Here is a 25,849-nt window from a genome sequence, read left to right as displayed (position 1 = left end):
TACCCCTCTGCCCCCGCTTGTGTAGAGTCCGCCGCCCTCTGGCCTTACCTCTCCCATTGGCTGGGAGGGTGGGGATTTATCCCATGAATACGCACATCTTTCGCGAGTACGACATCCGTGGCCTGGTCGATAAGGATCTCACCGTCGAGGTGGTGGAGCTGCTCGGCAAGGGCCTGGGCACGCTCATCCGCCGTCAGCACGGGCGCTCCATCGTGGTGGGCCGCGACTGCCGAGAGTCCTCCACCCGCTTCCGGGACGCGCTGGCCAAGGGGCTGAGCTCCACGGGCCTGCATGTGCTGGACGTGGGCGTGGTGCCCACGCCGCTGACGTACTTCGCGGCCAACACGCTGCCGGTGGATGGGCTGGCGATGATCACCGGCAGCCACAACCCGCCCGAGTACAACGGCTTCAAGATCGGCGCGGGGAAGACGACGTTCCACGGCCCGGAGATCCAGGCGCTGCGCAAGCTCATCGAGGCGCGCGACTTCGAGAAGGGCGGCAAGCCGGGCACGGTGACGCCGTTCGACATCATCACCCCGTACAACCACTTCATCCAGCAGACCATCAAGGTCGGGCGGAAGGGGATGCGCATCGTCATCGACGCGGGCAACGGCACGGGCGGCGCGGTGGCGGTGCCGCTGTTCCGGGCCATGGGCTTCGACGTGGTGCCGCTGTTCTGCGAGATGGACGCCACCTTCCCCAACCACCACCCGGACCCCACGGTGGTGGAGAACCTCGAGGACCTGATCGCCGCCGTGAAGCGCGAGAAGGCCGAGGTGGGCATCGCCTATGACGGCGACAGCGACCGCATCGGCGTCATCGACGACAAGGGCAACATCCTCTGGGGCGACCAGTTGATGGTCCTCTTCAGCCGCTACGTGCTGAAGGAGAGCCCGGGCGCGGCCATCGTCGGCGAGGTGAAGTGCAGCTACACCCTCTATGACGACATCGCGAAGCGCGGCGGCAAGCCGGTGATGTGGAAGGCGGGCCACTCGCTCATCAAGGCGAAGATGAAGGAGACCCACGCCGAGCTGGCCGGCGAGATGAGCGGCCACATCTTCTTCAAGAACCGCTACTTCGGCTTCGATGACGCGGTGTACTCGTCCGCCCGGCTGCTGGAGATCCTCACCCACGAGCAGGGCAAGCTCTCGGAGCTGCTCTCGGACGTGCCGAAGACGTACGCCTCGCCCGAGCTGCGCGTGGACACCCGCGAGGAGAAGAAGTTCGAGCTGGTGAAGCGCGCCACCGAGACGCTGCGCGCGGCGGGCCACAAGATCATCGACGTGGATGGTGTGCGAGTCACCTTCCCAGACGGGTGGGGCCTCATCCGCGCCTCCAACACCCAGCCCATCCTGGTGCTGCGCTTCGAGGCCAGCACTCCCGAGCGGCTCAAGGAGATCCAGCAGCTCATCGAGGGCACGGTGGAGAAGGTGAAGCGCGAGGTCGGCGGGTAGCAGGAGTATAAGGACCCAAGGAGAGCGCACTGATGTCCACGCTGGGAATCGACCTGGGAGGAACCTTCGCCCGCGCTGCGGTGGTGGACGAGCACGGCCGGATCATGGCCTCCGCCAAGGTGGCGCTCACCGAACGCAGCCCCGCGGCGGTGGTGGAGGTCATCGCCCTGGCCGCCGCCGCGGCCCTGGCCGAGGGCGGTGGAGTCACGGTCCACGGCTGCGGTGTGGGCGCGGCGGGGCAGATCCACCGGGACTCGGGAATCATCGCGGTGGCGCCCAACCTGGGGTGGCGCAACGTGCCGCTGGGGGCGCTGCTGGCGCAGCGGCTCGGGCAACCCGTGCGTGTCGTGAATGATCTGGCCGCCGCGGCCTGGGGCGAGCTGCACGCTGGGGCAGGGCAAGGCGCCACGGACGTGTACGTCGTCTTCGTGGGCTCGGGCGTGGGCAGCTGCATCATCGCCAACAACCAGCTGGTGCGCGGCGCCGGGGGCGTGGCCGGCGAGCTGGGCCACACCAAGGTGGTGCCCAACGGCCGCCGCTGCGGCTGCGGCGAGCTGGGGTGTCTGGAGGCCTACGCGGGTGGGCACAACCTCATCGCCCAGGCGCGCGAGCTGCTCGCCTCGGGGCGCTCCACCGTGCTGGCCCAGCTGGCCGGGGGAGACCCGAACCGCATCACGCCCGTCACGCTGGAGCAGGCGGCGGACGCGGGGGACCTGGGCGCGCGGGAGATCCACGAGCGCGCCGGGCACATGCTCGGCATGGCCATCGCCAACATGGTGACGGTGCTCAACCCGGCGCGGCTGATCATTGGCGGTGGAGTGTTGACGCACTGCCCGGGCCTCCGCCGCCACGTGATGGAGGGAGTGCAGGCGTTCGCCTCCAACACCTCGCGCGAGGGGCTGCTCATCGCCGACGCCGAGCTGGGCGACGACAGCGGCCTCATCGGCGCGGCGCTGCTGGCCGTCTGAGCCTGGGGTAGGGCGCGGGCCCGCGAGCCAGAATTCCGCACGAAGGAGGGGCCTGTCCGCTACGCTGGACGTGCGCTTCGTTCCAGCGCCACGCTCCGAGGTCGCTCATGCCCTTCGATTGGAAGCTGGCCCTTCTCGATCAACTCAAGGCGCTGCTCCCGAGCACCATGCTCCAGGACTCGCAGGTCCCGGTCAGTCTGGCCAAGGCCAAGGTGGATCAGCCGGTCACCTTCGGGTTGGAGCAGCTCACCTTCGTCGTGGACGGGGGCGCCGAGGTCTCCATCGAAGCCTTCAATGCGCCGGGCGACGTGGACGCGGACGGCGTCCTGGGGAACGCGCCCACGAAAGAGGACGTGACCAAGCTGAGCCCTCCGCTGGTGCTTGGCCAGGATGGGTGGCTGAAGTACGCCGTTCGCGCCCGCGCCAAGGCCCAGGCTGGGGTGAACCTGCCCTTCCTCAGCGCCTCCGGCAGCGCAGAGGGCTCGCTGTTCGTGGCCGACTACCACGTGCACGCGCTCACCGACCGGGTGCAGGACTCTGTCATCAACGACGCCCAGCACCTCCGGCTGCCGATGGTGCTCGACCACGTGCTGAAGCTCCAGCCCAAGGAGGCGCTGGCCTTCCAGGCTCGCACGCGCCTGGAGACCTCGGTGACGCTCAAGTGGGCGGACGTGCTCACCTCCAACCTCAACGCCCTCAGCCGCTTGCTGCCGGCGGGTACGCTGGTGGGGATCAAGACCTCCACGGGGGCCACGGTGGGGGGCTCCATCACCGTCACGGACGACTTCCTGCTCACCTTCTCGCGCGAGAAGGCGGGGGCGGTGGTGGTCTCGGTGCAGAGGGGTGTGGTGCGCGAGCCAAAGCTCGCGGCGCAGGTCGGCGTCAGCGTGGAGCTCGCCGATGCGCAAGTGGTGGGAGCGGCGCTGGATGCGCTCGTGGGGCTGCCGGGGCTCGCTCAATTCGAGGCGCTGGTGAACAAGCTGTCCACCGCGCAGCTCAATGACGTGGAGAAGCGGGCGCTGCGCCTGGCGCTGGACCGGCTGGGGTTGAAGGACTACGAGGCCGACGCCTCCGCTCTCAAGCGGGCCTGGGAGGACCGGAAGGTCCAGGTCAAGCAGGCGCTCACGGCCATGGCCGCGGGGAAGATCTCCGCTGGGTTCCAGTACGAGTACTCGCGGCTCTCCGATGAACAGACGCTGCTGCGGATGGAGCTGCCCGACGAGCAGCTCAAGAAGTTCCACACCTCGCTGGTGCTGGGGCGGCTCTCGCAGGTGCTCCCGCAGGTCGACCCGGGCGCGCTGCGCAGCTACTTCGAGCAGGACTCGCGGACGCTGAACGAGGCGTGGGGGTTCTCGCTGGGGTTCTCGAAGTGGCAGCTGCTCCACAGCCAGAGCCAGAAGAAGCTCCAGCGGGTGGCGCAGTTTGGCTCGCCGGATCATGTCCATGGCCCGCGGCGCTACGCCTACGTGGGCGTGCGCAGCTACGAGGGTGGCTTCTTCAAGGACAGGGGTGGCTGGTCCGTCGACTTCAAGTGCGACATGGCCGAGTTCAAGTCCGAGCCCACCGTGCGGGACTTCAACTTCGGGCTCTACATGTTGCTGCGCCGCAACGGGAAGCTCTCGGACGAGTCGCTCCGCCAGGCCATCGACGAGGCCATCGTCTGGCACGTGCTGGATGACGCGGACGAGGAGCGAGTGCTCCAGCAGATCAAGGACACAGCCAGGGGCGGGGAGGTGGAGCTCCGGCTGGAGCTGAAGCTGGCCGACGCGCTGTTCCGGGAGCTCACCTCGCTGATGGCGTTCGGCCAGCCCGAGTTCTTCGCCAAGGCGCTGGCGCGCTCGATGCCGTGGGACACCCTGAGCGCGCGAGCCAACCCCGGGTTCCGTCAGGGCGTGTACGCGCCGCTGTGGATGGCTTACCTGACGGAGAAGGCCAAGGACTGGACGCCGCAGCGGGCCGCGCAGCGAGCCGCGGCGTGGCTCAAGCAGGACCGGATCGCCAAGGGTGAAGACGGACAGGTGGCGTTCTGGGAGGGCACGGGAGGCGCCAACACCTTCGCGGACGTGCTGGACAAGAACTCGCGGCTGGCGGACGTGAGCGGCATGTACGGAGGCACCTACGTGCGGTGGCAGCGCCTGGTGGCCGGTATGGCTCAGCTCAAGGACGGGCTGTTGCAGGGCGGAGATCCGACCCTCATCGACAGCGTGTTCTCGGAGCTGGAGGAGCTCTGGCGCGTCTCGTTCCACGTGAAGGCGTTCGGCGCGATGCTGCTCGACTTGTCCACCAAGAGCATCCAGGGCCTCAAGTCCGCGGAGCGCACGCTCACGGTGGTGACGGGCACGGGCACCCAGCAGGCGCAGCTCGTGTTCAGCGCCTCTCGCGAGGGGTGAGGCCTCACCGCAGGCTCAATCGTTCACCAGCAGATCCGCGAAGCGGATAGCGGTCAGGGCTCGGTCGAACCACCGCTCGAGCGTGGCGAGATCCGAGCATGAGAGGATGAGCTCGCGAGCCTTGTCATCCACGGTGACGCCGCGAGCGGCCAGAATCCGCAGCACTCCTTCGGCTCGCTCCAACGCCCGCCCCCTGGCCAGCCCTTGTGCCAGCCCTTTGGCCATTCCCTGCTCGATGAGTTCCTCTCCCATGGTCTTCATCAGTTCCTTCGCTCGCTGCTCACCTGCTACCGAATTTATCACTCTCCTCAAGGACTCGCGTGCGGCCTTCACCCCTACGAGGAGCAGGTAGTGGACGATGGCGCGCAGGTGCTCCTCCCCGCCGGGGGCGGCCAGCACTTCGGCCAGCAGCGGCTTCCAGGTCTCCAGGAGCACGGCCAACCCTTCGGAGCGGCCAGAGCGCAGCAGCAGCAGGGCCAGCGGCACCAAGGGTGGGCCAGGCCGCGCTCGGAGCACGTCCTCTCGCTCGGCTGTCAGGTCGTCCAGCAGGTATCCGAAGCGGGGTACCAGTGCCGTCCAGCGCTCCGGGTCGTCTTCCGGTAGCTGGAACAACTCTTCGACCCGGCGCGGGGCCGTCCTGGTGCTCCAGCAGGAAATAGAGCAACACGGGCTGTCCCCCGTGAAGCCGAGCCGAGAACAGCAAGTCGCTCTGGCTCTCTCTGAGCTCCGGATCCACCACGCTGGGAGGCTCACGGTGCAGGCTGCTCCAGTCCACCCGAGCGACCACCTCCGGTGGCAACACGGCGCGCAGCTCCGCCGCCGCCCGTTCCGGATGGTCGAAGGTGAAGCGCGCGAACAGATCATGGGGGCCCGGCATGGAGGGCGGTGCCAAGCATGCGGCATGCCAGCACCAGCGGTGCTTCGTGTCCGAGAGGGACTCGCAGGCTGATTGCGCCGCCGCAGGAGCTTCCTGTTCAGGCATTGCCGCGGGGAAGTCTCGCGCGGTGGACGGTGAGTCCACGGAGCGCTCCGTGGCATGACGCGCGGCGGCGCCCGGCGCACTGGCCTGGGCAAAGTCTTGCGGTACCTGGCGGGTGAGGACAGGATGCCCGGCGTTTTCCGGCAACCTACCCACTCACTAGAGGGAGGGACGAGTGACTACCCGTTCTTCGATGACTCGCGTCGGCGCCGCCTCGGTGCTGGCCGCTGTGATGCTGCTGATCCCCGCCTGCAAGAAGGAGAACAAGGAGACGCCGGCTGGCAGTACTGCCACCACTGGCGCCGCCACCGGCACCGCCGGAGCCGAGAAGAAGCCCGCGGGCGGCAAGATCGCCCTGCTGCTGCCCGAGTCCAAGACTGCGCGCTACGAGTCTCATGACCGTCCCCACTTCGAGCGCAAGGTGAAGGAGCTGTGCGGCCAGTGCGAGGTCATCTACAGCAACGCGGACCAGGACGCGTCCAAGCAGCAGAGCCAGGCCGAGGCCGCGCTGACCAACGGCGCCCAGGTGCTGGTGCTGGATCCGGTGGACTCGGCCTCGGCGGCCGCCATCGTGACGCGCGCCAAGCAGGCCAAGATTCCCGTCATCAGCTATGACCGCCTGATCACTGGCGCGGACGTGGACTACTACATCTCGTTCGACAACGAGCAGGTGGGCAAGCTGCAGGGCATGGCGCTCGTGGACAAGCTCAAGGCCGACGGCAAGACGGGCGGCACCATCGTGGTGATCAACGGCGCGCCCACCGACAACAACGCCAAGCTCTTCAAGAACGGCGCGCACAGCGTCATCGACGGCAGCGGCCTGAAGATCGGCGCCGAGTACGACACGCCGGACTGGAGCCCGGACAAGGCCCAGCAGGAGATGGAGCAGGCGATCACCGCGATCGGCAAGGACAAGATCGCCGGCGTGTACTGCGCCAACGACGGCACGGCCGGTGGCGCCATCGCCGCGATGAAGGCCGCGGGCGTCAAGCCGCTGCCCCCCGTGACGGGCCAGGACGCGGAGCTGGCCGGCATCCAGCGCATCATCGCCGGCGAGCAGTTCATGACCATCTACAAGGCCATCAAGCCCGAGGCCGAGACGGCCGCCGAGCTCGCGGTGGCGCTCGCGCACGGGCAGCCCGCCCCGGCCGGCAAGGTCAACGCCAAGGTGAACAACACCCAGAAGGACGTGCCCTCCATTCTGCTCACCCCGGTGGCGGTGACGAAGGACAACGTCAAGAGCACCGTCATCGCCGATGGGTTCTGGAAGGCGGACGAGATCTGCTCGTCCAGCTACCAGGACGCCTGCAAGGCGGCGCAGCTCCAGTAGTCCCGGGAGGGAAGGATGTCCGCGACCCCGCTGCTGGCGCTCCGAGGTGTCTCCAAGCGCTTCGGAGCCGTCCAGGCACTGACGACGGTGGACTTCGAGGTCCATCCCGGTGAAGTCGTCGCCCTGGTGGGCGACAACGGCGCCGGGAAGTCCACCCTGATCAAGATCATCTCGGGCATCCTCCCCGTTGACGAGGGCCAGGTCCTCTTCGAGGGCCGGCCCGTGTCCCTGACAGGGCCACAGGCCTCGTCGTCGCTGGGGATCGCCACCGTGTACCAGGACCTCGCGCTCTGCGACAACCTGGACGTCGTCGGCAACCTGTTCCTCGGGCGCGAGCTGCGCGGCGGGGGCGCTGGGAAGCTGGTGGGGTGGCTGGACGAGACGGCCATGGAGCGGCAGGCCACGGAGCTGCTCCAGCGGCTGAGCGTGAGCATCCCCAGCGTGCGCACGCAGGTGGCGTCGCTGTCCGGCGGGCAGCGGCAGTCCATCGCGGTGGCGCGCGCGATGATGGGCTCGCCCAAGGTGGTGCTCCTGGACGAGCCCACCGCGGCGCTCGGCGTGGCGCAGACCAAGCAGGTGTTGGAGCTCATCCGCCGCTTGCGCGAGCAGGGCCTGGGCGTGGTGGTGATCAGCCACAACATGGTGGACGTCTTCTCGGTGGCGGATCGCATCATCGTGATGCGGCTCGGCAAGCGCGTAGCGACGTTCGATGCCAAGGAGGCCAAGCAGGTGGACGTCGTCTCCGCCATCACCGGCGTGAAGAAGACCGAGGTCGTCGAGACCCTCAAGCCGGAGGTCGTATGAGCGCCCCCCGCGAAGCCGCCATCGATCCCCGGCTGATCCAGGATGCTCCCGGGCTGAAGGGGGCGTGGCAGGGCTTCCGCCGCCGCGTGTCCCAGGGCGAGCTGGGCAGCCTGCCCGTCATCGTCGGGCTGGTCGTCATCTGGCTCATCTTCTACCTGGCCAATGAGCGCTTCCTGTCGGCGGTCAACCTCACCAACCTCATGCTGCAGATCGCGGCCATGGGGACGATCTCCGCGGGCATCGTGCTGGTGCTGCTGCTGGGAGAGATCGATCTGTCGGCCGGTGCCGTGAGCGGTCTGTCCGCCGCGGTGATGGCCATCCTCAACGTGAAGCACCAGTGGTCTCCCGGGCCCTCCATCCTCGTGGGGCTGGCCACGGGCGCGGCGATCGGCCTGTTCCATGGCCTGTGGATTACGCGGCTCCGGGTGCCGTCATTCGTGGTGACCCTGGCCGGGCTGCTCGGGTGGCAGGGCGCGCTGCTCTTCACCCTGGGCGGCACCGGCACCGTGAACTTGAATGATCCCATCATCACCGGGCTCACCGGCACCTTCTTCGAGCCGGCGATCGCCTGGCCGGCCGCGGCGCTGATCCTCCTGCTCTACGTGGCCACGGTGCTGCTGGAGCGGTGGCGGCGGGCGGCGGCGGGGCTGCCGCAGGCGCACCCGCGCTCCACCGTGGCGCGGGTGGTGGTCATCTCCGCCGCCGTGCTGGCGGCCGTGGCCATCTTCACCGAGGACCGGGGACTGCCGCTCGCGGCGCTCATCTTCGCGGGCTTCGTGGTGGTGCTGGAGCTGACCCTCCGCGGCACGCGCTTTGGCCGTCACGTCTTCGCGGTGGGCGGCAACGCGGAGGCGGCGAAGCGGGCCGGCATCCGCGTGGACACCATCCGCGTGGCCATCTTCACCCTGGCGTCGACGATGGCCGCCGCGGGAGGCATCCTCGCGGGCTCGCGCCTGCTGGCGGTGAACCAGTCCTCGGGCAGCGGAGACGTGCTGCTCAACGCCATCGCGGCGGCGGTGATCGGTGGAACCAGCCTCTTCGGCGGGCGCGGATCCGCGTGGTCGGCGATTCTGGGCGCGCTGGTGATCGGATCCATCTCCAATGGAATGGACTTGTTGGCCCTGTCCTCGTCCGTGAAGTTCATGGTAACGGGGGCAGTGCTGCTCGTGGCGGCCTCGATCGACGCGCTCTCCCGGCGCGGACGACAGGCGGCGGGACGAGCCTGATCCGGGACCTTGGGGTGCCTGCCCGGCTTTGATGGAGGCGGGATGACGACCGAAGTACAGCCCCTTCGGGTGGGCATCATCGGAACGGGCTTCGCGCGCTCCACGCAGGTGCCCGCCTTCCAGGCGTGCCCTGGCGTGGAGGTGGTGTCCATCGCGAGCGCCCACCGCGAGCGCGCGGAGCAGGCCGCGCGGGAGCTGGGCATTCCGCACGCCACCGGCGACTGGCGCGAGCTGATGCGCAACCCCGAGGTGGGGCTGATCAGCATCGTGACGCCGCCGCACCTCCACCGCGAGATGGCGATCGCCGCGGTGCACGCCGGCAAGTCCGTGCTGTGCGAGAAGCCCACGGCGCTGGAGGCTGCGGAGGCGGAGATCATGTGGATGGCGGCCGAGCAGCGCGGCGTGGTGGCGCTGATGGACCATGAGCTGCGCTTCCTGCCCTCGCGCCTGCGGATGCGGGAGATCATCAAGTCCGGAGAGCTGGGGGTGATCCACCACGCCCGGGTGCGCTACCGGAGCGACAACCGCGCCGGCTCCGGGCGGCCCTGGGACTGGTGGTCGGACGTGGCGAAGGGCGGAGGGTTGCTGGGGGCGCTCGGCTCGCACGCGGTGGACGCGTTGCGCTTCCTGCTGGGCCGCGAGCCGACGGAGGTGCTCGGGGTGCTCGCCACGCACGTCACGACGCGGACGGACACCGTCACCGGGGCGTCTCGGATGGTGACGTCCGACGACGAGGTCCAGGCGCTGCTGGGCTTCGGTGGAGGCCTCACGGCGGCGGTGAGCCTGTCCGCGGTGGAGCCGGGCAAGCCCACGCACGTGGTGGAGGTGTTCGGGGCCCAAGGAGCGGTACGCGTCGAGGGGCTGGAGCTGCTCCGTGCGGAGGTGGGCAGCCAGAAGTGGGAGCGGGAGCCGCTGCCCACGCCGGAGAAGCTCCCGGCGGGGATGCAGGAGAACGAGTGGGCCCACGGCTTCTTCCACTATGCCCGCGCCATCTCCGAGACGCTGCGCCTGGGGTTGCGTTCGCTCCCCGGGGCCGCGACCTTCGAGGATGGGTGGCGCAACCAGCGCGTGCTGGATGCCATCCGGCGTTCGCACTCGGAGCGCCGCTGGATCTCGCTCTCCCGGTTCTAGCCGGATCAGCGGGTGCCAGCCCGGGGCCCGCGCGCGGCGGCGTCCGGGAGCGCTGGATCCTCGCGCTCGAAGACGAGCTGGCACTGATCGAGCTTCGGGCCGCAGACGCGATCGAGATCGCTCCGGGTGTCACAGCCGTAGCGATCCGTGCAGGTGTCCGGCAGGAAGGCCCAGACGAACTGGAGCACGTTGCCCCGGCGGCCCTCGGGCAGCGCGGCGAGGAAGTCCTCCCGGTACGTGTCGAAGAGGCTGTCCAGGTGGACGGTGTTCTTCTCCAGCCTCACGTGGCGCGGATCTCCCACGAAGCGGCGGGCCGCGTCGTTGAGCTGTGAGTCGAGGAAGGCCGGCTCGAAGGGCGCGCCATCCAGCAGGGGCCCGCCGCGCGTGCCGTGGAAGAGGGCCAGGTGAATGCGCGGGTCGGCGAACTCTCGCAGGAGGATGCGGTGCTCCAGCGCCCAGAGCGTCAGCCGCTGGCCACCCACGGGCCAGGAGCGCCCCCAGAAGAAGCGCCCGAACCACTTGTCATTCACGCTCTCGAGGTAGGGGTACTCGTCCACCACCGCCTGCAGCACGAGCGCATGGTAGGCATTGAGCCAGTAGGCCAGCGCGTCCTCGGGCTTCTCGAAGAGATCAGGCCGGGTGCGCGGCGAGAACGTGGCCAGCGAGCGCACGAAGGTGTCCAGCTCCTGGCGCTCCCGGCCCAGGGCGGAGAAGTCCACGTCGCCGTCCGGCTTCACATGCTGGAGCACGTGGGCATAGCCGCCGTAGTGGAAGGGGAAGTCCCCGCTCGGAACGAAGGCGGGCAGCAGCCCGTGCACGTAGAACACTCCGCCCACCGCGAGCACCGCGGGAAGCACGAAGGCGGCCACCACGAGCAGGAGACGGCGGCGCCGGTTGGGAGCAGGGGGTTCCACGGTGCACGCAGTGTAGTCCAGCGAAGCACCGCGTGGGACATGGCGGGCCGCTCGCGGGAGCACGCCTGGCAGGTGTGGCTCGGTGCTAGTTCAAACGAGCGACAGGGTTAGCTCAAACGAGCGACTGTGCCCGACGTGTCCTGTTCTCCATCTTGGCGCTCTTGTAGGGCTGAGTTCACGCCATGACGGGGGGACATTGATGACCAGCGCCGAGTTCTTTTCGGAAGAGGCTTTCGAGTCCGAGCTTGGGATGGCGGACGCCTTCCAGGAAATGGAGGAGCTGGCTGACGAGTTCGGCGAGCTCGACGGGTTCGAGGAGGACGGCTTCGCCGAGCTGCTCGGCGAGGACGCCGAGGGCTTCGAGGAAGGGGATGGCTTCGAGGGCTTCGAGATGGATCTGGCCAGCGGCCTCTACATGCCCAACGCCAGCCCGCGCCTCATCTCCGGCCCCGCCGCCGTCGTGCTCGCCCGCAGCCTCAACCCCTTCATCCTGGAGTCCATGGACGCCGATGATGCCGAGGCGTTCTTCCGCCGCATCGCCCGGCGGGTCCGAGGGGCCGTGCGTGGCGTTGCCCGGGGTGTACAGCAGGTGGGCCGTGTCGCCGGGCCGCTGCTGCGTCGCGCCGCGCCCCTGCTGCGCCGCGCGCTGCCCATCATCCAACGCGTGGCGGGGGTCGCCGGCCCATGGGGGCGGGTCCTCTCCGCCGGTATAGGTGCTGCCCAGGGGCTGCTGGAGGGCCGCGGGCTGCGAGGCGCGCTGGCCGGAGCCGTGGGCGGGCTCATCCCCGGAGTCGGCGGGCGGATCGCCTCGACCCTGCTGCGCGCTGACGGCGCGGACGACGACGCCTCCCTGGACGCGCTCGCGGACATGGCGGACGCGCGGCAGGTCCCGCCGGCCGTGGCGCTCCCGATGGGGGCGGGCCTCGCGGCACGTGTGGTGGCCCGGCAGGCGGTCCCCTCGGGCACTCCGCTCGGGGCGGCCGCCCAGGGAGCCATGCGGGCACGGACCCGGGCCTTGGAGCAGTACTTGATGCGGGTGGCCCAGCAAGTGCCAGGCACCGCGGGCAGGCGCCTCCGGGTGCTGCGAGCCATCGCCCTGCTCGCGGCGAGGAACCTGCACCGCCGTGGGCCTGGCGCGGCCATCGGGGCATTGCCTCAGGTGGTGCGGGGGGTGTCCCGGCGGGTGCTCGCGCGCACGGCCCAGTCTCCTGGACTCGGCGCGGTTGCCCCAGGCGTGGCGGCGCAGCGGGTGCGGGCGCGGCAGCAGATCCTTCGCCGCATCCCTATTTCCACGGTCAGCGCCGCGAGTCTCCGCCAGGCGCTTACCTAGGCCGGCGTCCCATCCCACCCGTTCACGACGTTTCCAGGACAAGGAGGAGTACCGATGCAGCAGCCTTTCGAGGAGGAGTTTTCCGGCCAGGCCGATGAGATGTCCGACCTGATGGCCGAGGGTGAGGAGGGCATGGAGGAAGGCTTCGAGGGAGAAGGCTTCGAGGGCGAGGGCTTCGAGGCAGAAGGCTTCGAGGCAGAAGGCTTCGAGGGCGAGGGCTTCGAGGCCGAAGGCTCCGAGGGAGAAGGCTTCGAGGCAGAAGGCTTCGAAGGCGAGGGCTTCGAAGGCGAGGGCTTCGAGGCAGAAGGCTCCGAGGGAGAAGGCTTCGAGGGCGAGGGCTTCGAGGCCGAAGGCTTTGAGGCCGAGGGCTTCGAGGCCGAGGAGGCGCACTCGCTCGAGGATGCCTTCGCCCAGGCGATGGACGCGCAGGACGAGGACGAGTTCCTACGACGCCTCTCCGGAGCGTTCCGCACGGCGATGCGCGTGGCCGGGCCCACGCTCCAGCGCATCGGCCGGAGAGCCATGCCCATCGCCGTCCGGCTGCTCCGGCAGGCCGCGCCACAGGTGGGAGGCATCGCGGGGCAGGAGATTGGCCGCACCCTGGCCGGGCTGTTGCGCGCCGATGCCATGGACGCCTTCGCGGACGCCGCGGCGGACTACGCCAGCGACGAAGATCTGGACGCCTTCACTTCGGTGCTCGGTGGGCTCGCCGCGCGCCACGTGGTGCGCTCCACCATTCCTCCCGCGCGCCGCCGGCAGCAGCCCCAGCAGGTGCGGGCGCTCGGGCGTGCCGTGAGCCGGATGACGACGCAGATTGCCCGGCGCATTGTCCAGCGCTTCGGCGCGCGAGCGCTCCCGGCCGTGACGCGCGTGGTCCGCGAGGTGACACGCCTGGTGCGCCAGCAGGGCGCCAGCCCTCAGGCAGTGCCGAGGATGATCCGCCGCATTGGCAGCCGGGTGGCCTCCAGCCCCCGGGCGGTGCGCCGGCTGGCCCGTCCAAGCCCGGCCGCGCGGCAGCTCCGGCAGAGAGCGGGAATCCGGCGCCCGGCCAGCCGGCCCCAGATGGGCAGAGGGGGCCTGGGCGTGGGCGGGGGGATGGGGAGGCGCCGGATGCGGACCGTCACCCTCCGCGCGCCAGTACGAGTCGTCGTGAGGTGAGTCCCGAGGGGAGGGGAGGGGAGCATATGGCCGACGCGCTGCAGCAGTTCCTGAGGGCCAAGGTCCAGAACGTCACGTTCCGCGCGGGGCGGCTGTCGCGCCTGACTCCGCGGGACGTGGGGATCCGGCCGCAGGACGTGCCCTTTGCTCCCTCCGCCGCCCACTTCGCCGCGGCCAACACGCGGCTGCAGGAGATCGATCGCGGTGTGCGCCGGGCGCTGGCCAGCCTGACCCAAGCGATCAACGGCTCCGAGCCGCGCTCCCGCGAGGTGCTGGCCCGGACCGCGTTGCTGGAGCGGGAGATTGACCGCGCCCGCCGCGCCTTTGGCCTCTTCTTCGACGTCTTCAGCCAGCGGGGCACGCGCTTCGCGCCAGCGCTGGCGGCCTGTGACGTCATCGCGGCCGACTGCTTCCGGGTGATCCGGCGGGCCGCGCCGGGGCTGCTGGGCAATTCGCTGCTCAAGCCGCTCGCCTACCTGGAGCACGGCTTCTCGCCCGCCACCTTCCGGCGCGGCGTGTTGCTGCGGCGGTTGCTGGGCGAGCGCAACCCGTTCCCGCTGATCCGCGTCCCGTACGAGCGCGTGGAGGCGCCCTGGGGCATGGGCGTCATCCTCCACGAGATAGGCCATAGCCTGCAGGCGGATCTGAACGTCTGGCAGGAGACGGAGGTGGCCCTCCAGCGCAGGGTGCTCGGCATCACGGGCGACCCCTGGCTGACCCGCCTGTGGGGCCGCTGGCACAAGGAGATCTTCGCGGACCTCATCGCCTGTCTGCTGGGCGGGCCCGCCTCGGTCCAGTCGATGAAGGACTTCCTCGCGTATCCGCCAGCCCGGGTGCTGACGTTCCATCCGCTGAGCGTCCACCCCACGCCGTACCTGCGGGTGCTCATCCAGGCGGAGATGCTGCGGCGGATGGGCTTCCTGGAGCAGGCGCGGGACGTGCGGGACAACTGGTACCGGCTCTATCGCGAGTACCTGCCCGCGGCACGCATCCCAGCGCGGCTGCTGGAGACGGCGGCTCGGGTCATCCCTCACGTGGTGGACGAGGTGGCCTTCCAGACGCGCCGCGGGCTGGCGCAGGCCGCGCTGGTGGACGTGGTGCCGTTCCATGCCGAGGATCAAGAGCGGATCCGCCGCGCGGCCGAGTCCATCGCGCGGGGGAAGGTCCCCGAGCAGCTGCCTCCTCGCTTCACGGTGGGAGCCAGCCGCGAGGCGCTCGCGCGCAGGCTGGCTTCACCCGAGCACATTTCACGCACGGTACTCAATCATCTGGCGGGGCTTGGCTCTCGAGGCGTGGGAGCGCCCAGCGTGAGCGCCGCCATGGCCGCATGACAGCAACTCAAGGGGATGGATGATGTACGAGAATGGGAAGACACAGAGTGCTACGGGCTCCATGCAGCTGGCGGCGACGGCGAAGACGAAGTTCGAGGAGTTCCTGCGCCAGAAGTCCGGGCTCGCGGACGTAGGAAACCCGGAGCAGTGGGTCCAGGTGCTGAGCAAGCTGTACCCGGACATGGCTGCGCGCCTGACGGACGAGAGCCGAGGCCTCTCCATCCGCCCATCGGCGGAGCCCGAGCCCGTGGCGCTGGGGCCTGTGGGCAGCACGGAGTCGCCGGGCTTCCAGCGCTACCAGCAGGCGCGGCAGGCGCTCGAGGCGGACCTGAACTGCGTCGTGGAGCTCGCCTCCAACCGCGACTACAAGGCCCCGCTCGTCGGGTGGCGTGACGCCATCCTCGCCGAGCTGGGAGAGGGGGTGGGGGCGGCCTCCCTGGCGGCGGACGCCACTCAGCGGGACCGGACCTTCTACAGCGTGCGCAAGCTGGGAGACTACGCGCGCGTGGCGCGCATGGTGGGGCTGCTCAACCCCGCGGTGGACGCCGAGTTCCGCCGCCTGGCCGCCACGCTGGATGAGTCCTCCATCGTCCTCCGCGTGCTCGCGGGCGAGGCGCTCTTCCGGGCGGGCTTCGACGAGGGGGGCACCGTCTTCCAGGTGACGCTGGAGGATCTGCGGCAGCGCCGCGAGGCCGTCATCACCAGCCTCGCGCGCCTCATCTCCGGCAGCCCCGAGGACGCGGATGACTGGGGCGATGGCAGTGCGTCCTATGGGGCGCTGTACACCGCGCTCGGCAACCTGGGCCACTCGGACCTCCGGGCCATCATCCGCCCGGATGCGATGTCGCGGCTGCTCACCGTGCTGCTGGATACCGTGCCCCAGCAGCAGCAGGAGCTGGTGCGGGAGATCACCTCGACGGTGCCCCTGGAGCTGGTCCATCTCCGGCGGCTGTACGCGGTGGCGGTGCTGGTGCTGGAGGGGCAGGGCGGCGCCTCCCAGTCCGCCTCCGCGCCCTTGAGCGCCTTCGTCCAGGCCCTGAAGCTGTTCATCGAAGCGTTCGCCAAGCCCGGCACGGGCTCCCGGCTGCTCAACATCGCCTTGCCGTCCCCGCTCGCGTCCGTGGAGCTCGCGCGCGTCGACGACCAGGGCAGTGACGTCGTGCAGGAGCTGTTCCGCCAGCGCAGCAAGCTGGCTGCGCAGCTGGATGCGTTGCACGCGATTCCAGACTTCGACCCCATTACCTGGCCGCTCGCGGTCAAGCTCGATCGCGTCCTCTACGACGTGGACCGCGCCATCGATCTGTACCTGATGGGCGGGGGCACCACCCTCGACGGTGTCGAGGAGCGGCGCGCGGCGATCTACGGGTCGATCTTCGAGACGTGGTTGTTGAGCGACGTGGATCCACCTGGCAGTGACTGGAATGAGCCCCCCCCGCCGAGCATCTCGAAGGAGAATGTGAGGGACACGCTGCGCAAGCTGGTGGAGGACATCGCCGGCGAGCTGAACCGGGCTCCCAACCTGCCGCCCATTGACGAGCGGAATCAGTTCCTGAAGGAGCAGCGCATCCTGGAGGCGGAGTGGAAGGAGCTGGCGCTGCAGCTCACTCTGGCGAGCGCCGGGCGCGAGCAGCTGCTGGAGGATGCGACCCGGCTCTATGCCGGCCCGGACCGCGCGCTGGACGCGGATGACACGCTCGAAGTGGGCCTGATTCCCGCCGAGCGCGTCTCCCAGAACGAGCTCGTCGAGTTCACCCGGCGGCTCAGGCAGACACCTCCAATGGAGGACTTCGCCGCCGGTTCGCCAGGGCGCGCGGGGGGAGCCGCCGCGGTTCAATCGAGGTTGAGCGAGCTCGAGAGCGATCTCCGGGACGAGCGAGAGGCACGGCGGAGGGTGCAGCTCGATCTCCAGCAGCTTCAGGCGAGGATCGACCGCTCGCAGCCGGGGGCGAGCATCGCGCCACCGCCGGGGGCGTCTCCCGTCAGCCCCAGCGTGGGGGCGGGTGATGCGCTGGATCGCACGTTGCGCCAGATCAGCGATCTCGAGGACTCGGTGGACAAGCACTTGGGGCTGTAGGGCGGGAAGTCATGAAGGCCGGACTCCTTTTCGTCAACGTCATTGAAGCAGGTGGCACGCCATGAGCCAGAAGGACAAGATTCATCAGGCTGCGAAGCCTCAAGCCCCATCGGGCCAGGACACGACCCCCTCACACGCGAAGCCCGCGGCCGCGCCGGACCCAGGCACGGCACAACCAACCGTGAAGCCCGCGGCTCCCACGCCGCAAGAGCTCATGAGCAGGCTCCAGGCCTTGGCGGATATCGTGCTCAGGCTCACCTTGCAGGTGAAGCTGCTCAGCGAGAAGCAGGAGTACTTGGAGAAGTCCCTGGGCGTGCGAGGCGAGCTCAAGACGGCCGAGCTCAAGACGACCGGGCCCGGCGAGCAGGCAAAGCCCCCTGAAGCGGAGTTGCCCGAGATGCACTGAGGGCACATTCCTTTTCCGTCAACACGTTTGATCCAGGTGGCACGCCATGAGTCTCGGTACGGCTGAAGCTCTGCAACGTCTCTTCTCTCAGTGGAAGCGGGATGTCCTCACCAACGTCCCCATCGAGCAGCGCGCGGAGCTGCAGAAGCAACTCGACGCCCGGGAGGGGGAGCTGCTCACCCGGGCGTCCAACGGCGCGACTCCATCGTTGTTCTCGGACCTGATGGGCCTGAGCAAGGGGGGCGCGCCCTCCTTCGATGCCATCAGCAAGCCGGTGCTCGTCCAGGACTTCGATGAGTCCGTCATCCAGACACAGCTCCATGCGGCCTCGGAGCTCTATTACATCTACCAGCACGAGCGGATGAAGGTGTTCCAGGTGGCGGGAGTGCTGCTGCGGCTCTTCCACGACGGGCGCATGCGCATCCAGCGAGGCCCCGGCGCGCGGGCGCTGTACCTGCTGGAGAAGCACCACCCGCTGCGGTACAAGCCGCGGGACCGGCAGCTCGCCTACCGGCGCGCGTTCAACTACGGGACGCTGGTGGCCACGCCGGGCGCGGTGGTGTTCCGCAACTTCCACCGCGAGTTCGTCGCGTTCGTGGCCGCCATCGCCCAGTACTTCCGGGACTTGCTGATCGGCGAGGTCATCCGCGGCTCGCAGACGCTCAACGAGCGGCCCTTCGCCAGCCAGGCCACCATCCAGCGGCTGGGCACCGACATGCGCTGGCAGCTGGACCGCGCCACCTACGGCAACCTGCTCGCGCTCACGATGGAGACGGGCGAGTACCTCAAGACGATCCTCGACACGCTGGAGACGCCGGACATCAAGAAGGCCTTCGACGCCAACACCAAGTGGGACGTCATCGAGGTGGTGTCCCAGCGCTACCTGGGCGGCACGGGAGAGATCTCCCAGCGCTCGAAGATGGCGGACGCTGGGCGGCTGCTGCTCAACTTCGTGGCGGACAACCCCTTCAAGACCCGAGACTTCCAGGACTTCCAACTGGAGGTGAGGCCGCTGGGGCCGGTGTCCGAAGAGTGGATCGCCGCCTACCGGATGACGCGCGAGGGGCGCTCCTTCCGCGGCGTCACTCCCACCCTGCGCAAGACGCTCGGCATTCCCAGTGCCGCGGCCGCGCTCTGAGCCTGGGGGCACGACATGGACGTCCAGCAGCTTCCAGTGATGGAGTCGGGCGCGCACGCCCAGGGAGCGCCGCGAACCAACGTGGCGCGGCTGGTGGAGGTGGCGGTCGCGGGGCAGGTCGCCCACCCCATCATTCGCCCCACCACCTATCGCATTGGCCGGGATGGCGTGCTCCGGCTCCTGCCGGGCAGCGGAGGCATCGTCCTCAACCGGCGGGTGGGGGATCCCGCGGTGGGGCTGGCGGCGGACCACATGGAGGCGGGGGTCTCGCTCCACAACAACGGGCGCGAGGTGGTGGGCCCGCGGGACGGCCCCAACCGGGCGCTCATGTTCTACTCCTGCGTGGGCAACCGGGCGCGAGTGACGTCCGGCCCCGCGGAGGGCGCCGTGGGCACGGTGGTGGGCAAGCACGGCGGCATCAACCACGTCATCATCGACTTCCCACCCGAGGTGAAGCGCCGCCTGCTCATCGGGGATCGGGTGCAGATCGACGCGTGCGGCCAGGGGCTCGCGCTGCCGGACTTCCCGGAGGTGCGACTCCAGAACCTCTCCCCGCGCCTGCTGCGGCGCTGGGGCGTGCGGGGCTCCGGTGGGCGGCTGACCGTCCCCGTCACGCACCGGGTTCCCGCCGAGGTGATGGGCTCCGGCATGGGGCGCTTCGAGGGCGTGCTGGGAGACCTGGACATCCAGCTCTCGGATCGGGAGCTGGTGCGGCGCTTCCGGCTTGGCTCGCTCCGGCTGGGAGATCTGGTGGCGATCAGCCCGCTGGACTATCGCTTCGGCCCCTCGCGGCGGCAGGGCCTCGTCACCGTGGGCGTGGTGGTCCACTCGGACAGCCGCATCGCGGGCCACGGGCCTGGGGTGACGCCGCTGCTGGTCGCTCCCGCGACGCGCCTGCGTCTGGTGCGCGAGCCTGGGGCCAACCTCGCGCTCCTCCTGGGGCTGCGCAGGAGCCTGGCCTCCTCCGCGCGGGGGTGAGCCGCCTGCCCCTCAAGGGCTTCGCGGCCCGGGCTGGGCCCCGAAGCAGCGCGACACCATGGCGGCTCGGTTCTCGACTCCGAGCTTGCTGAAGATCCTTCGCAGGTGAGCCGCGACGGTCCACGCGCTGATCTGGAGGTCCGCGGCGATCTGCTTGTTCACCTGGCCCGCGGCGACGCGCGAGGCAACCTGCAGCTCCCGCGCGGTGAGCAGTTGCGCGTCCGGGAGCGTAGGCGCGGGAGTGGGGGCTGGTTCCTCGGATGGCGCCGGCACGAGGTGATAGTGGCGGGAGCCGATGATGAGCTCACCAGCGGGAGCAGGGCCTTGCGCACCTGCCGCTCGCGGCGCCTGTGGCTCCGCGATGATGAGCAGGACACGGCTGCCAGGAGGCAGTGGAGTCTCCATGGTGGCCTCTTGCCTCTGGCGCCCTACGACGGCGCTCCTGCCAGCTCGGGGGACGACAGGATGCGCCGGAGCTCGGTGGCCTCCCGGACGCGCCCGGCGGCTTGCAGGTCCGCCGCGAAGCGCTGGCCCGCGGGTTCCCCGGAGCCTGACTGCCCCGGCTTCTCGTGCGCGTGCGCCACGAGCCGCGTGACGCCTCGGCGGCCCAGGCGCAGCTCGGTGTGGAACAGCAGGGCCAGCGCGCGGGGGGTGGCGAAGGGACTGCCCGGTGCGTCCAGCGGAGCGGCGCTCCCCTCGGAGGAGAGCAGCGCGGGGCGAAGCACCTGTTCGTGGAGATACTCGAGCTGCGCGAGCTGCGCGCCCCGCTCCCGTCCCGCCTGGGCCAGCGCCGCGAGCAACCGAGGATCCTCTCCCAGCCGCTCCAACGCTTGCGGGCCTGTGATGAGATGGCCGTGCTCCAGGTCCATGAGGCTCAGCGAGGGCGGCTCCGGCGGCTGTCCCGGGGTGACGTCGATACCCAGGCGTTCCAGCCGGGCCTTGAACACCTCGGGCTCACGCCGCTTCCAGCGCACCAGGGCTTCGATGAGAGCGGCGCCCGAGAGCGGCCACACACCCCAGCCGGGACCTTCCCCGTCCGAGACCTCCGAGGTGACCGAGTCGAACGGAGAGCCGAACCACGCGAGGACGAACTCCAGCGCTCGGGCCTGGGCCTTCGTCATCCCCAGTCCGAGCAACTCCTCTTGAGTGGGCGCGCAGGGACCCCGGACTCCCACGGTGCCTCGGTGGACGATCCGTCCGCCCTCGCGGCCGAGGACGATCTGCGCATCTCCTGGCGGGAGCGTGACCACCAGGCCCTGGAGGCGGAGCTCCTCACGAGCCGCGCGGGCGGCGGTGGCGGGGTGCCTCTGCTCTCCTGGCTCCCGAGGCCTGGCCTCGGGCCGTGGCCGCGCCGGACTGGGGGCGGGGGCTTGTGGCGCGGGAGCTTCCTCAGCGGACAGCTTGTCGGTGAAGGGATCGGGCTCGAGCCGCTCTCGAGCGGGCCGGTTGCGTGAGCGAGGCGCCTCGGGCGCTGGGGCGGAGGCAGGCGCGTCGCGCTCGAGCTCGGAGACCCACCGCTCCAGGAGCGCCATCACGCCTTGAGCGGGGAGAGGGGGACGTGCGCGCTTCCGCTCGGAGTCATGTTCGGCCAAGGCAACCTCCACGGCAGGAGTCTCGTGGCGAGGCACTGTAGAGATCTCCCAAGCGCGATCATCAGCGCGCGGCGTGGCATGGTTGATTTCAGGAAGGGGGATGGGCGGGCTCTGATGGATCAGACATTGGGCTGCCTTGCGGGGTCAGTCCGCGTGTCGAGGAGGGGACGTACCGGCACAGCGCCGTTCGTACTCGCCGAGCTTCTGTTCCATTGCCTGCTGGGTGGCCTGGGCCGCCTCTCGCAGGGCCGCGGTGATGTGGCCATTCAGGAGGCTGATGGCGCGCTGCTGGGCCGTGACGCTCTCTTCACACCGGCCCGCCTGGAAGAGCAGCGCCGCGTAGGCTTCCAGCGTGGAGGCCCGTCCTGGCGCCAGGTGGACGGCGTGCTCGGCCTTCGCGAGCCCCTCCGCCGTCTCTCCCTTCTCGGTGTGGAGCCAGGCCATCGCCACGAGCGCATCCACGTCCTCCGGTTCCAGCGCCAGGGCGCGTTGGAGCGCTTGCTCCTGCTCGGCCACGGGAGCGTTCGCATCCTGGAGCGCCTGGCCCAACAGGCTCCACGCGGCCCCACTCTGGGGGCGTGCCTGGACCAGGGCTCTCGCCAGCGCGAGCCGCTTCTCCGGCTCCGGGGTGAAGCCGGCCTGGAGCTGCACGGCGCTCACGTTCGTTGGGTCCTCGCGCAGCGCCTGTTCCACCTCCTGCCCAGCCAGGCGAAGGCGCTCGGCCAGGCGCCTGCGCCCCGGGCTGCGCAGGAAGAGCCGCGCGCGCAGGGCGTGGATCTCCGCGCAGTCCAGCTCTTGCACCTGGAGCTCCGGGTCGATCCGCGGCAGCTCCACCGTGAGCGAGTCCTCCCTTCGAGGCACGTACTTCTGGAAGTCCTCCTCCAGCCGAGGCACGTCCCCGAAGGCCGCGTCCCACGCTTGACGGGGCTCCTCGGCACGAGACAGCCGCTCCTGGAAGTCGTGGAAGCGCTTCGGCTGCTTGTCCATCAGGTACACCACCCACAGCCACGAGGTGGCGTAGTAGGGCCGCGCCTCCGCGCCGATGGCGTACGGCCGCTGATCCCACGCCCAGAGCTGCTTCAGCGAGAGCCGCCCATGGGTGCGGAGGTAGAAGTAGTGCTGGGGGTGGAACCACCCGAAGGTGGCCTTCCGGTGCAGAGAGGAGAACCGCACCGTCTCGAGATAGGTGGCCAGTCCCTCCGAGAGCCACTTGGGCTGGCGCACCATCACGAAGCGGCTGATGTGGTGGGCCAGCTCGTGCGCCTGGACCGGGAGGGACTCGGGATGTTGCGCCAGGAACTCGCCCTCTCCGGCCATCACCATCAAGGGGTCTCGCCCGGACGAGTCCAGGAAGGCCTCCAGCGCGGCGCCCTGGGTGAACTCCTCCAGCTCCGCGTCGTTGCGGGCGACGATGACATCCACCTGGCCTGGGGGATCCACCTTGTCTCCCCACACGAGCAGCAGAGCGGCGCGCAGCTGCTCCAGCTCCACGGCCGCGAGGCGCGCCACGCGATCGCCGAGATCCGTCGAGATGCGGAAGTGGGGACTGTTCACTTCACGCCACGAGTGTCCCCCTTCGTCCGGGCAGGTGGCGACCGGGCGCCGGACACAGCCAGCCGAGAGGAGCAGCGCCGCCCAGACCGATAGAAGTATCGTGAGACGTATGGAACCCATGCCGGATGTCACCCGTTTCTTTCACCCCGTTCTGCCAGCCCGCGAGCTTCGAAAGAAGCCCCTGCGGGTGGAGCTTGCCGGGCGCGCCTACGCCCTGTTCCGAGATGGGACGGGGAAGGCCGCGGCGCTGGTGGATGCCTGTCCCCACCGCTTCGCCCCGCTCTCGGCGGGGAGGGTGCGCAAGGATGGGCGGCTCCAGTGCCCATACCATGGCTGGAACTTCGACGCCGAGGGCCACGGCCGCAGCCCCAGCCAGCCCGACCTGAAGAAGTGTGATGCGCGCGCCCTCCAGCTCGTCGAGCGCCATGGCTACCTCTGGCTCGCGGCCCGGGACACGCCGCTGTCGGCCTTCCCGGACTTCGCGCCCGAGGGGTTCGAGCTCACCGGCTCCTTCTCCATGCTCTTCCGCGCGCCGCTGCACGTGGCGCTCGACAACTTCAGCGAGGACGAGCACACCCCGTTCGTCCATACGCGCCTGGGGTGGGACGACCAGGGCACCCGCGCCATCGAGTTCTCGGCGGAGAACCACGAGGACCGGACGGAGGTGCATTACCGCGCGCCGCAGCGAAACAGCCAGCTCCTACGGCTGCTCCTGCTGAAGCCCGGTGACGTCTTCCACAACGACTGGGTGACGCGCTTTGATCCGGTTCGTACGGGCTACTCCATCCGCTGGAGCGCGGCCTCGGGAGAGCCCCGCCCGTTCCATCACCACTTCGCCATCTTCATGGTGCCGGAGACGCCGCGCACCACGCGCTTCCACGTCTTCGCGTTCCTGAAGCTCGTTGATCCCCGCTTCCGGCCGCTGATGCCCGTGGTGCGCAGGGCCCAGCCGATGCTCGCCTGGTTCGAGATCCGCGATGACGCGCGCTTCATCCCCACCGTCGCCGACACACCGTACAGCCTGAAGGGCATGCGCCTGGGCAAGTACGACAAGCCCATCATCCATCAGCGCAAGCTGCTGGAGCGCATCTACTTCGGCCAGGGCTCGGCGGAGGAGCCCGTCGCGCCCGTGGCGCTCGTTCAGGGCTCCACACGCTGAGACGCGCTCCCACTGGAAGTGTTGACCCAGGCGAGCTACACCTGAAAGAGAGCGGAGAGGCACCTCAGCCTCCCGCACTTCAGGAGCAACCTCATGAGCCAGAACCCTCGCATCGCCATCGTCGGCGCCGGAAATGTCGGCGGCAACCTGGGCATCCACCTCGCCCGCAGTGGCTTCTCCGTCCGCTTCGGCGTCCGGGAGGGCTCGGACGCGAAGGAGGTCATCGAGAAGAGTGGAGGCAAGGCGGAGCAGAGCAGCATCCCCGAGGCCGCCAAGTGGGCCGACGTCATCTTCCTCGCCGTCCCCGCCAACGCCGCGGTGGAGGCCACCCGCTCCATGGGGGACATCTCCGGCAAGGTGCTCGTGGATTGCAACAACCCCTTGAAGTGGGACGACGGTCCGGTGCACACCCCGCCCCCCGAGGGCTCGCTGGCCGCCGCGCTCGCCAAGGCCTTCCCGAAGGTCCGCGTGGTGAAGGGCTTCTCCACCTTCGGCGCCGAGTTCCACCTGGAGCCGAAGCTCGGCAACACCTCCATCGATGTGCAGCTCGCGGGGGATGACGCGCAGGCCAAGGAGCTGGTGTCCTCCATCGCCACCCGCGCGGGCTTCACGCCCGTGGACGTGGGGCCGCTGCGCAACGCCGCCCACCTGGAGTCGCTCGCCATCCTGTGGATCCACCTGGCCATGAGGGCCGGGCAGGGCCGGGAGATTGGCTTCAAGCTGCTCAAGCGCGGGTAAGCGGCCTGGGAGCGTGGAGCTGGAACCTGACGGACGCGCCATGAGCCTCTCCGGACTGCGCTGCCTCGTGGTGGGAGGCTCCATTGGCGGGCTCGCCGCCGCGGTGGCGCTGCTCCGGCATGGCGCCGACGTCCAGCTCTTCGAGCGCTCTCCCGGAGCGCCGGACGGGCAGGGCGCTGGCATGGGGGTGGAGCCGGGGCTCATCGGTGAGGTGCTGGCGGCTCCAAGGCCAGCCCTCGCCTGTGCCCACCTCACGCGGCGGCATGTGTTCTCCGCGTGGGAAGACGTGATGGAGCCGGCCTCTCTCTTTGTCACCCACTACGAGCTGCTCCGCCAGTGTCTGCGGGAGCGGCTCCCGGACGAGCGCTACCACCCGGCCTCGACGCTCGCCGCCGTGGAGCAGCATGACGGAGAAGTGCGCGCTGTGCTGGAGGATGGGCGTGTGGCGGCGGGCGAGGTGCTGATCTGCGCGGACGGCTACCACGCTCGCTCGCGAGGCATGCTGTTCCCCGAGGGCGTCGAGCTCCACGCCTCCTACGCGGGCTATGTCCTGTGGCGTGGGGTGCTGAACGAGGCGGACCTGGGCGCGGAGCTGCGCGAGTACTTCTTCCGGGACGCGCTCCACATCATTCCCCGGCCGCCGTATCACATGGTCGTGTATCCGGTGCCGGGTCCGGGAGGAGATCTGCGCCCGGGGCATCGGCGCCTCAACTGGGGCTGGTACTTCGGTGCCTCCGAGGCGCGGCTCCGGGAAGAGCTGCTGGTGGATCGTCACGGCGTCCAGCAGCCCCGTGCGGTTCCTCCCGGGCAGTGCGCGCCCCGGGTGCTGGAGGACTTGCGTGCGGTCTCGAAGCAGACGTGGCCGAAGCCCTGCCACGCGCTGCTGGAGACGACCATCGCCGCGGAGGCGCTCTCGCTGCGTCCCATCTACGAGTACCTGCCCTCGGCGCTGGTCTCGGGGCGCGCGGGCCTGTTGGGGGACGCCGCCCACGTGGCCAGTCCCATCACCGGCTCCGGCGCGCGCTTCGCGATGTTGGATGCGCTGGAGCTGGTGAGGACGCTGGAGCAGCACGCCTCCCAGGGCGGAGCCGATGTCCGCGCCGCGCTTCGAGCGTACGAGCAGCGCCGGCTGGGACCTGCTCGGCAGCTCGTCGCTTCCGGGCACGCGATGGGGGCTTCCTTTCGAAGCTGAGCC

General features: G+C 69.7%; 22 protein-coding genes and 1 pseudogene. 17 read left to right on the top strand and 6 right to left on the bottom strand.

The genetic code is table 11. The annotated features are described in order from the left end of the window. Positions 1-83 precede the first annotated feature (83 nt). The 3 genes from ACJ8AT_RS03670 (at position 84) to ACJ8AT_RS03660 (ending at position 4,812) form a co-directional block, all read left to right on the top strand. Positions 84-1,454, top strand: coding sequence for a phosphomannomutase/phosphoglucomutase (locus ACJ8AT_RS03670; RefSeq protein ID WP_407736134.1), 1,371 nt, complete (start codon positions 84-86; stop codon positions 1,452-1,454). A gap of 32 nt (positions 1,455-1,486) precedes the next feature. After that, a complete protein-coding gene (locus ACJ8AT_RS03665) occupies positions 1,487-2,422 on the top strand; it encodes an ROK family protein (RefSeq protein WP_407736133.1) in 936 nt (311 codons plus the stop codon). 107 nt (positions 2,423-2,529) lie between these two features. Beyond that, positions 2,530-4,812: a hypothetical protein gene (locus tag ACJ8AT_RS03660; protein ID WP_407736132.1), complete on the top strand. Its 2,283-nt coding sequence runs from the start codon at positions 2,530-2,532 to the stop codon at positions 4,810-4,812. A 15-nt stretch (positions 4,813-4,827) separates the two neighbouring features. Here ACJ8AT_RS03660 and ACJ8AT_RS03655 read toward each other — a convergent pair whose 3' ends face one another. Then, positions 4,828-5,298, bottom strand: coding sequence for a hypothetical protein (locus tag ACJ8AT_RS03655; RefSeq protein WP_407736170.1), 471 nt, complete (start codon positions 5,296-5,298; stop codon positions 4,828-4,830). Between the two features lie 205 nt (positions 5,299-5,503). Next, a pseudogene (locus ACJ8AT_RS03650) lies at positions 5,504-5,689 on the bottom strand (Rpn family recombination-promoting nuclease/putative transposase); the annotation flags it as partial. A gap of 295 nt (positions 5,690-5,984) precedes the next feature. Here ACJ8AT_RS03650 and ACJ8AT_RS03645 point away from each other — a divergent pair. From ACJ8AT_RS03645 to ACJ8AT_RS03630, 4 genes are read left to right on the top strand one after another with little or no spacing between them, the layout of a single operon-like run. Further along, a complete protein-coding gene (locus ACJ8AT_RS03645) occupies positions 5,985-7,121 on the top strand; it encodes a sugar ABC transporter substrate-binding protein (RefSeq protein ID WP_407736169.1) in 1,137 nt (378 codons plus the stop codon). A 15-nt stretch (positions 7,122-7,136) separates the two neighbouring features. Then, the gene (locus ACJ8AT_RS03640; RefSeq protein ID WP_407736131.1) at positions 7,137-7,925 is read left to right on the top strand and encodes an ATP-binding cassette domain-containing protein; all 789 of its coding nucleotides are present in this window, start codon (positions 7,137-7,139) and stop codon (positions 7,923-7,925) included. Further along, positions 7,922-9,151: a sugar ABC transporter permease gene (locus ACJ8AT_RS03635; protein ID WP_407736130.1), complete on the top strand. Its 1,230-nt coding sequence runs from the start codon at positions 7,922-7,924 to the stop codon at positions 9,149-9,151. The genes ACJ8AT_RS03640 and ACJ8AT_RS03635 overlap by 4 nt, the downstream gene beginning before the upstream one ends. 42 nt (positions 9,152-9,193) lie before the next feature. Beyond that, positions 9,194-10,282, top strand: coding sequence for a Gfo/Idh/MocA family protein (locus tag ACJ8AT_RS03630; protein ID WP_407736129.1), 1,089 nt, complete (start codon positions 9,194-9,196; stop codon positions 10,280-10,282). A 5-nt stretch (positions 10,283-10,287) separates the two neighbouring features. Here ACJ8AT_RS03630 and ACJ8AT_RS03625 read toward each other — a convergent pair whose 3' ends face one another. Next, on the bottom strand, positions 10,288-11,196 hold the full coding sequence (locus ACJ8AT_RS03625) for a DUF547 domain-containing protein (protein WP_407736128.1): 909 nt from the start codon (positions 11,194-11,196) through the stop codon (positions 10,288-10,290). A 250-nt stretch (positions 11,197-11,446) separates the two neighbouring features. Here ACJ8AT_RS03625 and ACJ8AT_RS03620 point away from each other — a divergent pair, with 250 nt between their 5' ends. From ACJ8AT_RS03620 to ACJ8AT_RS03590, 7 genes are all read left to right on the top strand, one after another. Further along, positions 11,447-12,526 (top strand): hypothetical protein, encoded by a 1,080-nt coding sequence (locus tag ACJ8AT_RS03620; protein WP_407736127.1) that lies wholly within the window; start codon positions 11,447-11,449, stop codon positions 12,524-12,526. A 54-nt stretch (positions 12,527-12,580) separates the two neighbouring features. Next, on the top strand, positions 12,581-13,684 hold the full coding sequence (locus ACJ8AT_RS03615; RefSeq protein WP_407736126.1) for a hypothetical protein: 1,104 nt from the start codon (positions 12,581-12,583) through the stop codon (positions 13,682-13,684). 26 nt (positions 13,685-13,710) lie between these two features. Then, entirely contained in the window at positions 13,711-15,015 is a 1,305-nt protein-coding gene (locus ACJ8AT_RS03610) for a hypothetical protein (protein ID WP_407736125.1), read from the top strand. Positions 15,016-15,034: 19 nt separating this feature from the next. Further along, positions 15,035-17,089, top strand: coding sequence for a hypothetical protein (locus ACJ8AT_RS03605; protein WP_407736124.1), 2,055 nt, complete (start codon positions 15,035-15,037; stop codon positions 17,087-17,089). 61 nt (positions 17,090-17,150) lie between these two features. Then, positions 17,151-17,495, top strand: coding sequence for a hypothetical protein (locus ACJ8AT_RS03600; RefSeq protein WP_407736123.1), 345 nt, complete (start codon positions 17,151-17,153; stop codon positions 17,493-17,495). A 46-nt stretch (positions 17,496-17,541) separates the two neighbouring features. Beyond that, complete coding sequence (locus tag ACJ8AT_RS03595; RefSeq protein WP_407736122.1) at positions 17,542-18,633, top strand: hypothetical protein; 1,092 nt, start codon at positions 17,542-17,544, stop codon at positions 18,631-18,633. A gap of 15 nt (positions 18,634-18,648) precedes the next feature. Then, positions 18,649-19,611: a DUF4438 domain-containing protein gene (locus ACJ8AT_RS03590; protein ID WP_407736121.1), complete on the top strand. Its 963-nt coding sequence runs from the start codon at positions 18,649-18,651 to the stop codon at positions 19,609-19,611. 12 nt (positions 19,612-19,623) lie between these two features. Here ACJ8AT_RS03590 and ACJ8AT_RS03585 read toward each other — a convergent pair whose 3' ends face one another. The 3 genes from ACJ8AT_RS03585 to ACJ8AT_RS03575 all read right to left on the bottom strand — a co-directional run bounded on the left by ACJ8AT_RS03585 (position 19,624) and on the right by ACJ8AT_RS03575 (position 22,757). Next, complete coding sequence (locus ACJ8AT_RS03585; RefSeq protein ID WP_407736120.1) at positions 19,624-20,016, bottom strand: response regulator transcription factor; 393 nt, start codon at positions 20,014-20,016, stop codon at positions 19,624-19,626. Positions 20,017-20,039: 23 nt separating this feature from the next. Next, positions 20,040-21,203 carry a hypothetical protein gene (locus tag ACJ8AT_RS03580; RefSeq protein ID WP_407736119.1) on the bottom strand — a complete coding sequence of 388 codons (1,164 nt, stop codon included), beginning with the start codon at positions 21,201-21,203 and terminating at the stop codon, positions 20,040-20,042. A 144-nt stretch (positions 21,204-21,347) separates the two neighbouring features. Beyond that, entirely contained in the window at positions 21,348-22,757 is a 1,410-nt protein-coding gene (locus ACJ8AT_RS03575) for a hypothetical protein (protein ID WP_407736118.1), read from the bottom strand. A gap of 109 nt (positions 22,758-22,866) precedes the next feature. Here ACJ8AT_RS03575 and ACJ8AT_RS03570 point away from each other — a divergent pair, with 109 nt between their 5' ends. From ACJ8AT_RS03570 to ACJ8AT_RS03560, 3 genes are all read left to right on the top strand, one after another. Continuing rightward, a complete protein-coding gene (locus tag ACJ8AT_RS03570) occupies positions 22,867-23,916 on the top strand; it encodes a Rieske 2Fe-2S domain-containing protein (protein ID WP_407736168.1) in 1,050 nt (349 codons plus the stop codon). Between the two features lie 93 nt (positions 23,917-24,009). Next, entirely contained in the window at positions 24,010-24,654 is a 645-nt protein-coding gene (locus tag ACJ8AT_RS03565) for an NADPH-dependent F420 reductase (protein WP_407736117.1), read from the top strand. A gap of 40 nt (positions 24,655-24,694) precedes the next feature. Next, a complete protein-coding gene (locus tag ACJ8AT_RS03560; RefSeq protein ID WP_407736116.1) occupies positions 24,695-25,846 on the top strand; it encodes an FAD-dependent monooxygenase in 1,152 nt (383 codons plus the stop codon). The last annotated feature ends 3 nt before the right edge of the window (positions 25,847-25,849 follow it).

The sequence above is a fragment of the Hyalangium sp. genome (assembly GCF_045802625.1).
In the GTDB taxonomy this organism is placed as follows: domain Bacteria; phylum Myxococcota; class Myxococcia; order Myxococcales; family Myxococcaceae; genus Hyalangium.
The sequence above is the reverse complement of the archived record's forward strand: the minus strand, read 5'-3'. Positions and strand labels throughout refer to the sequence as shown.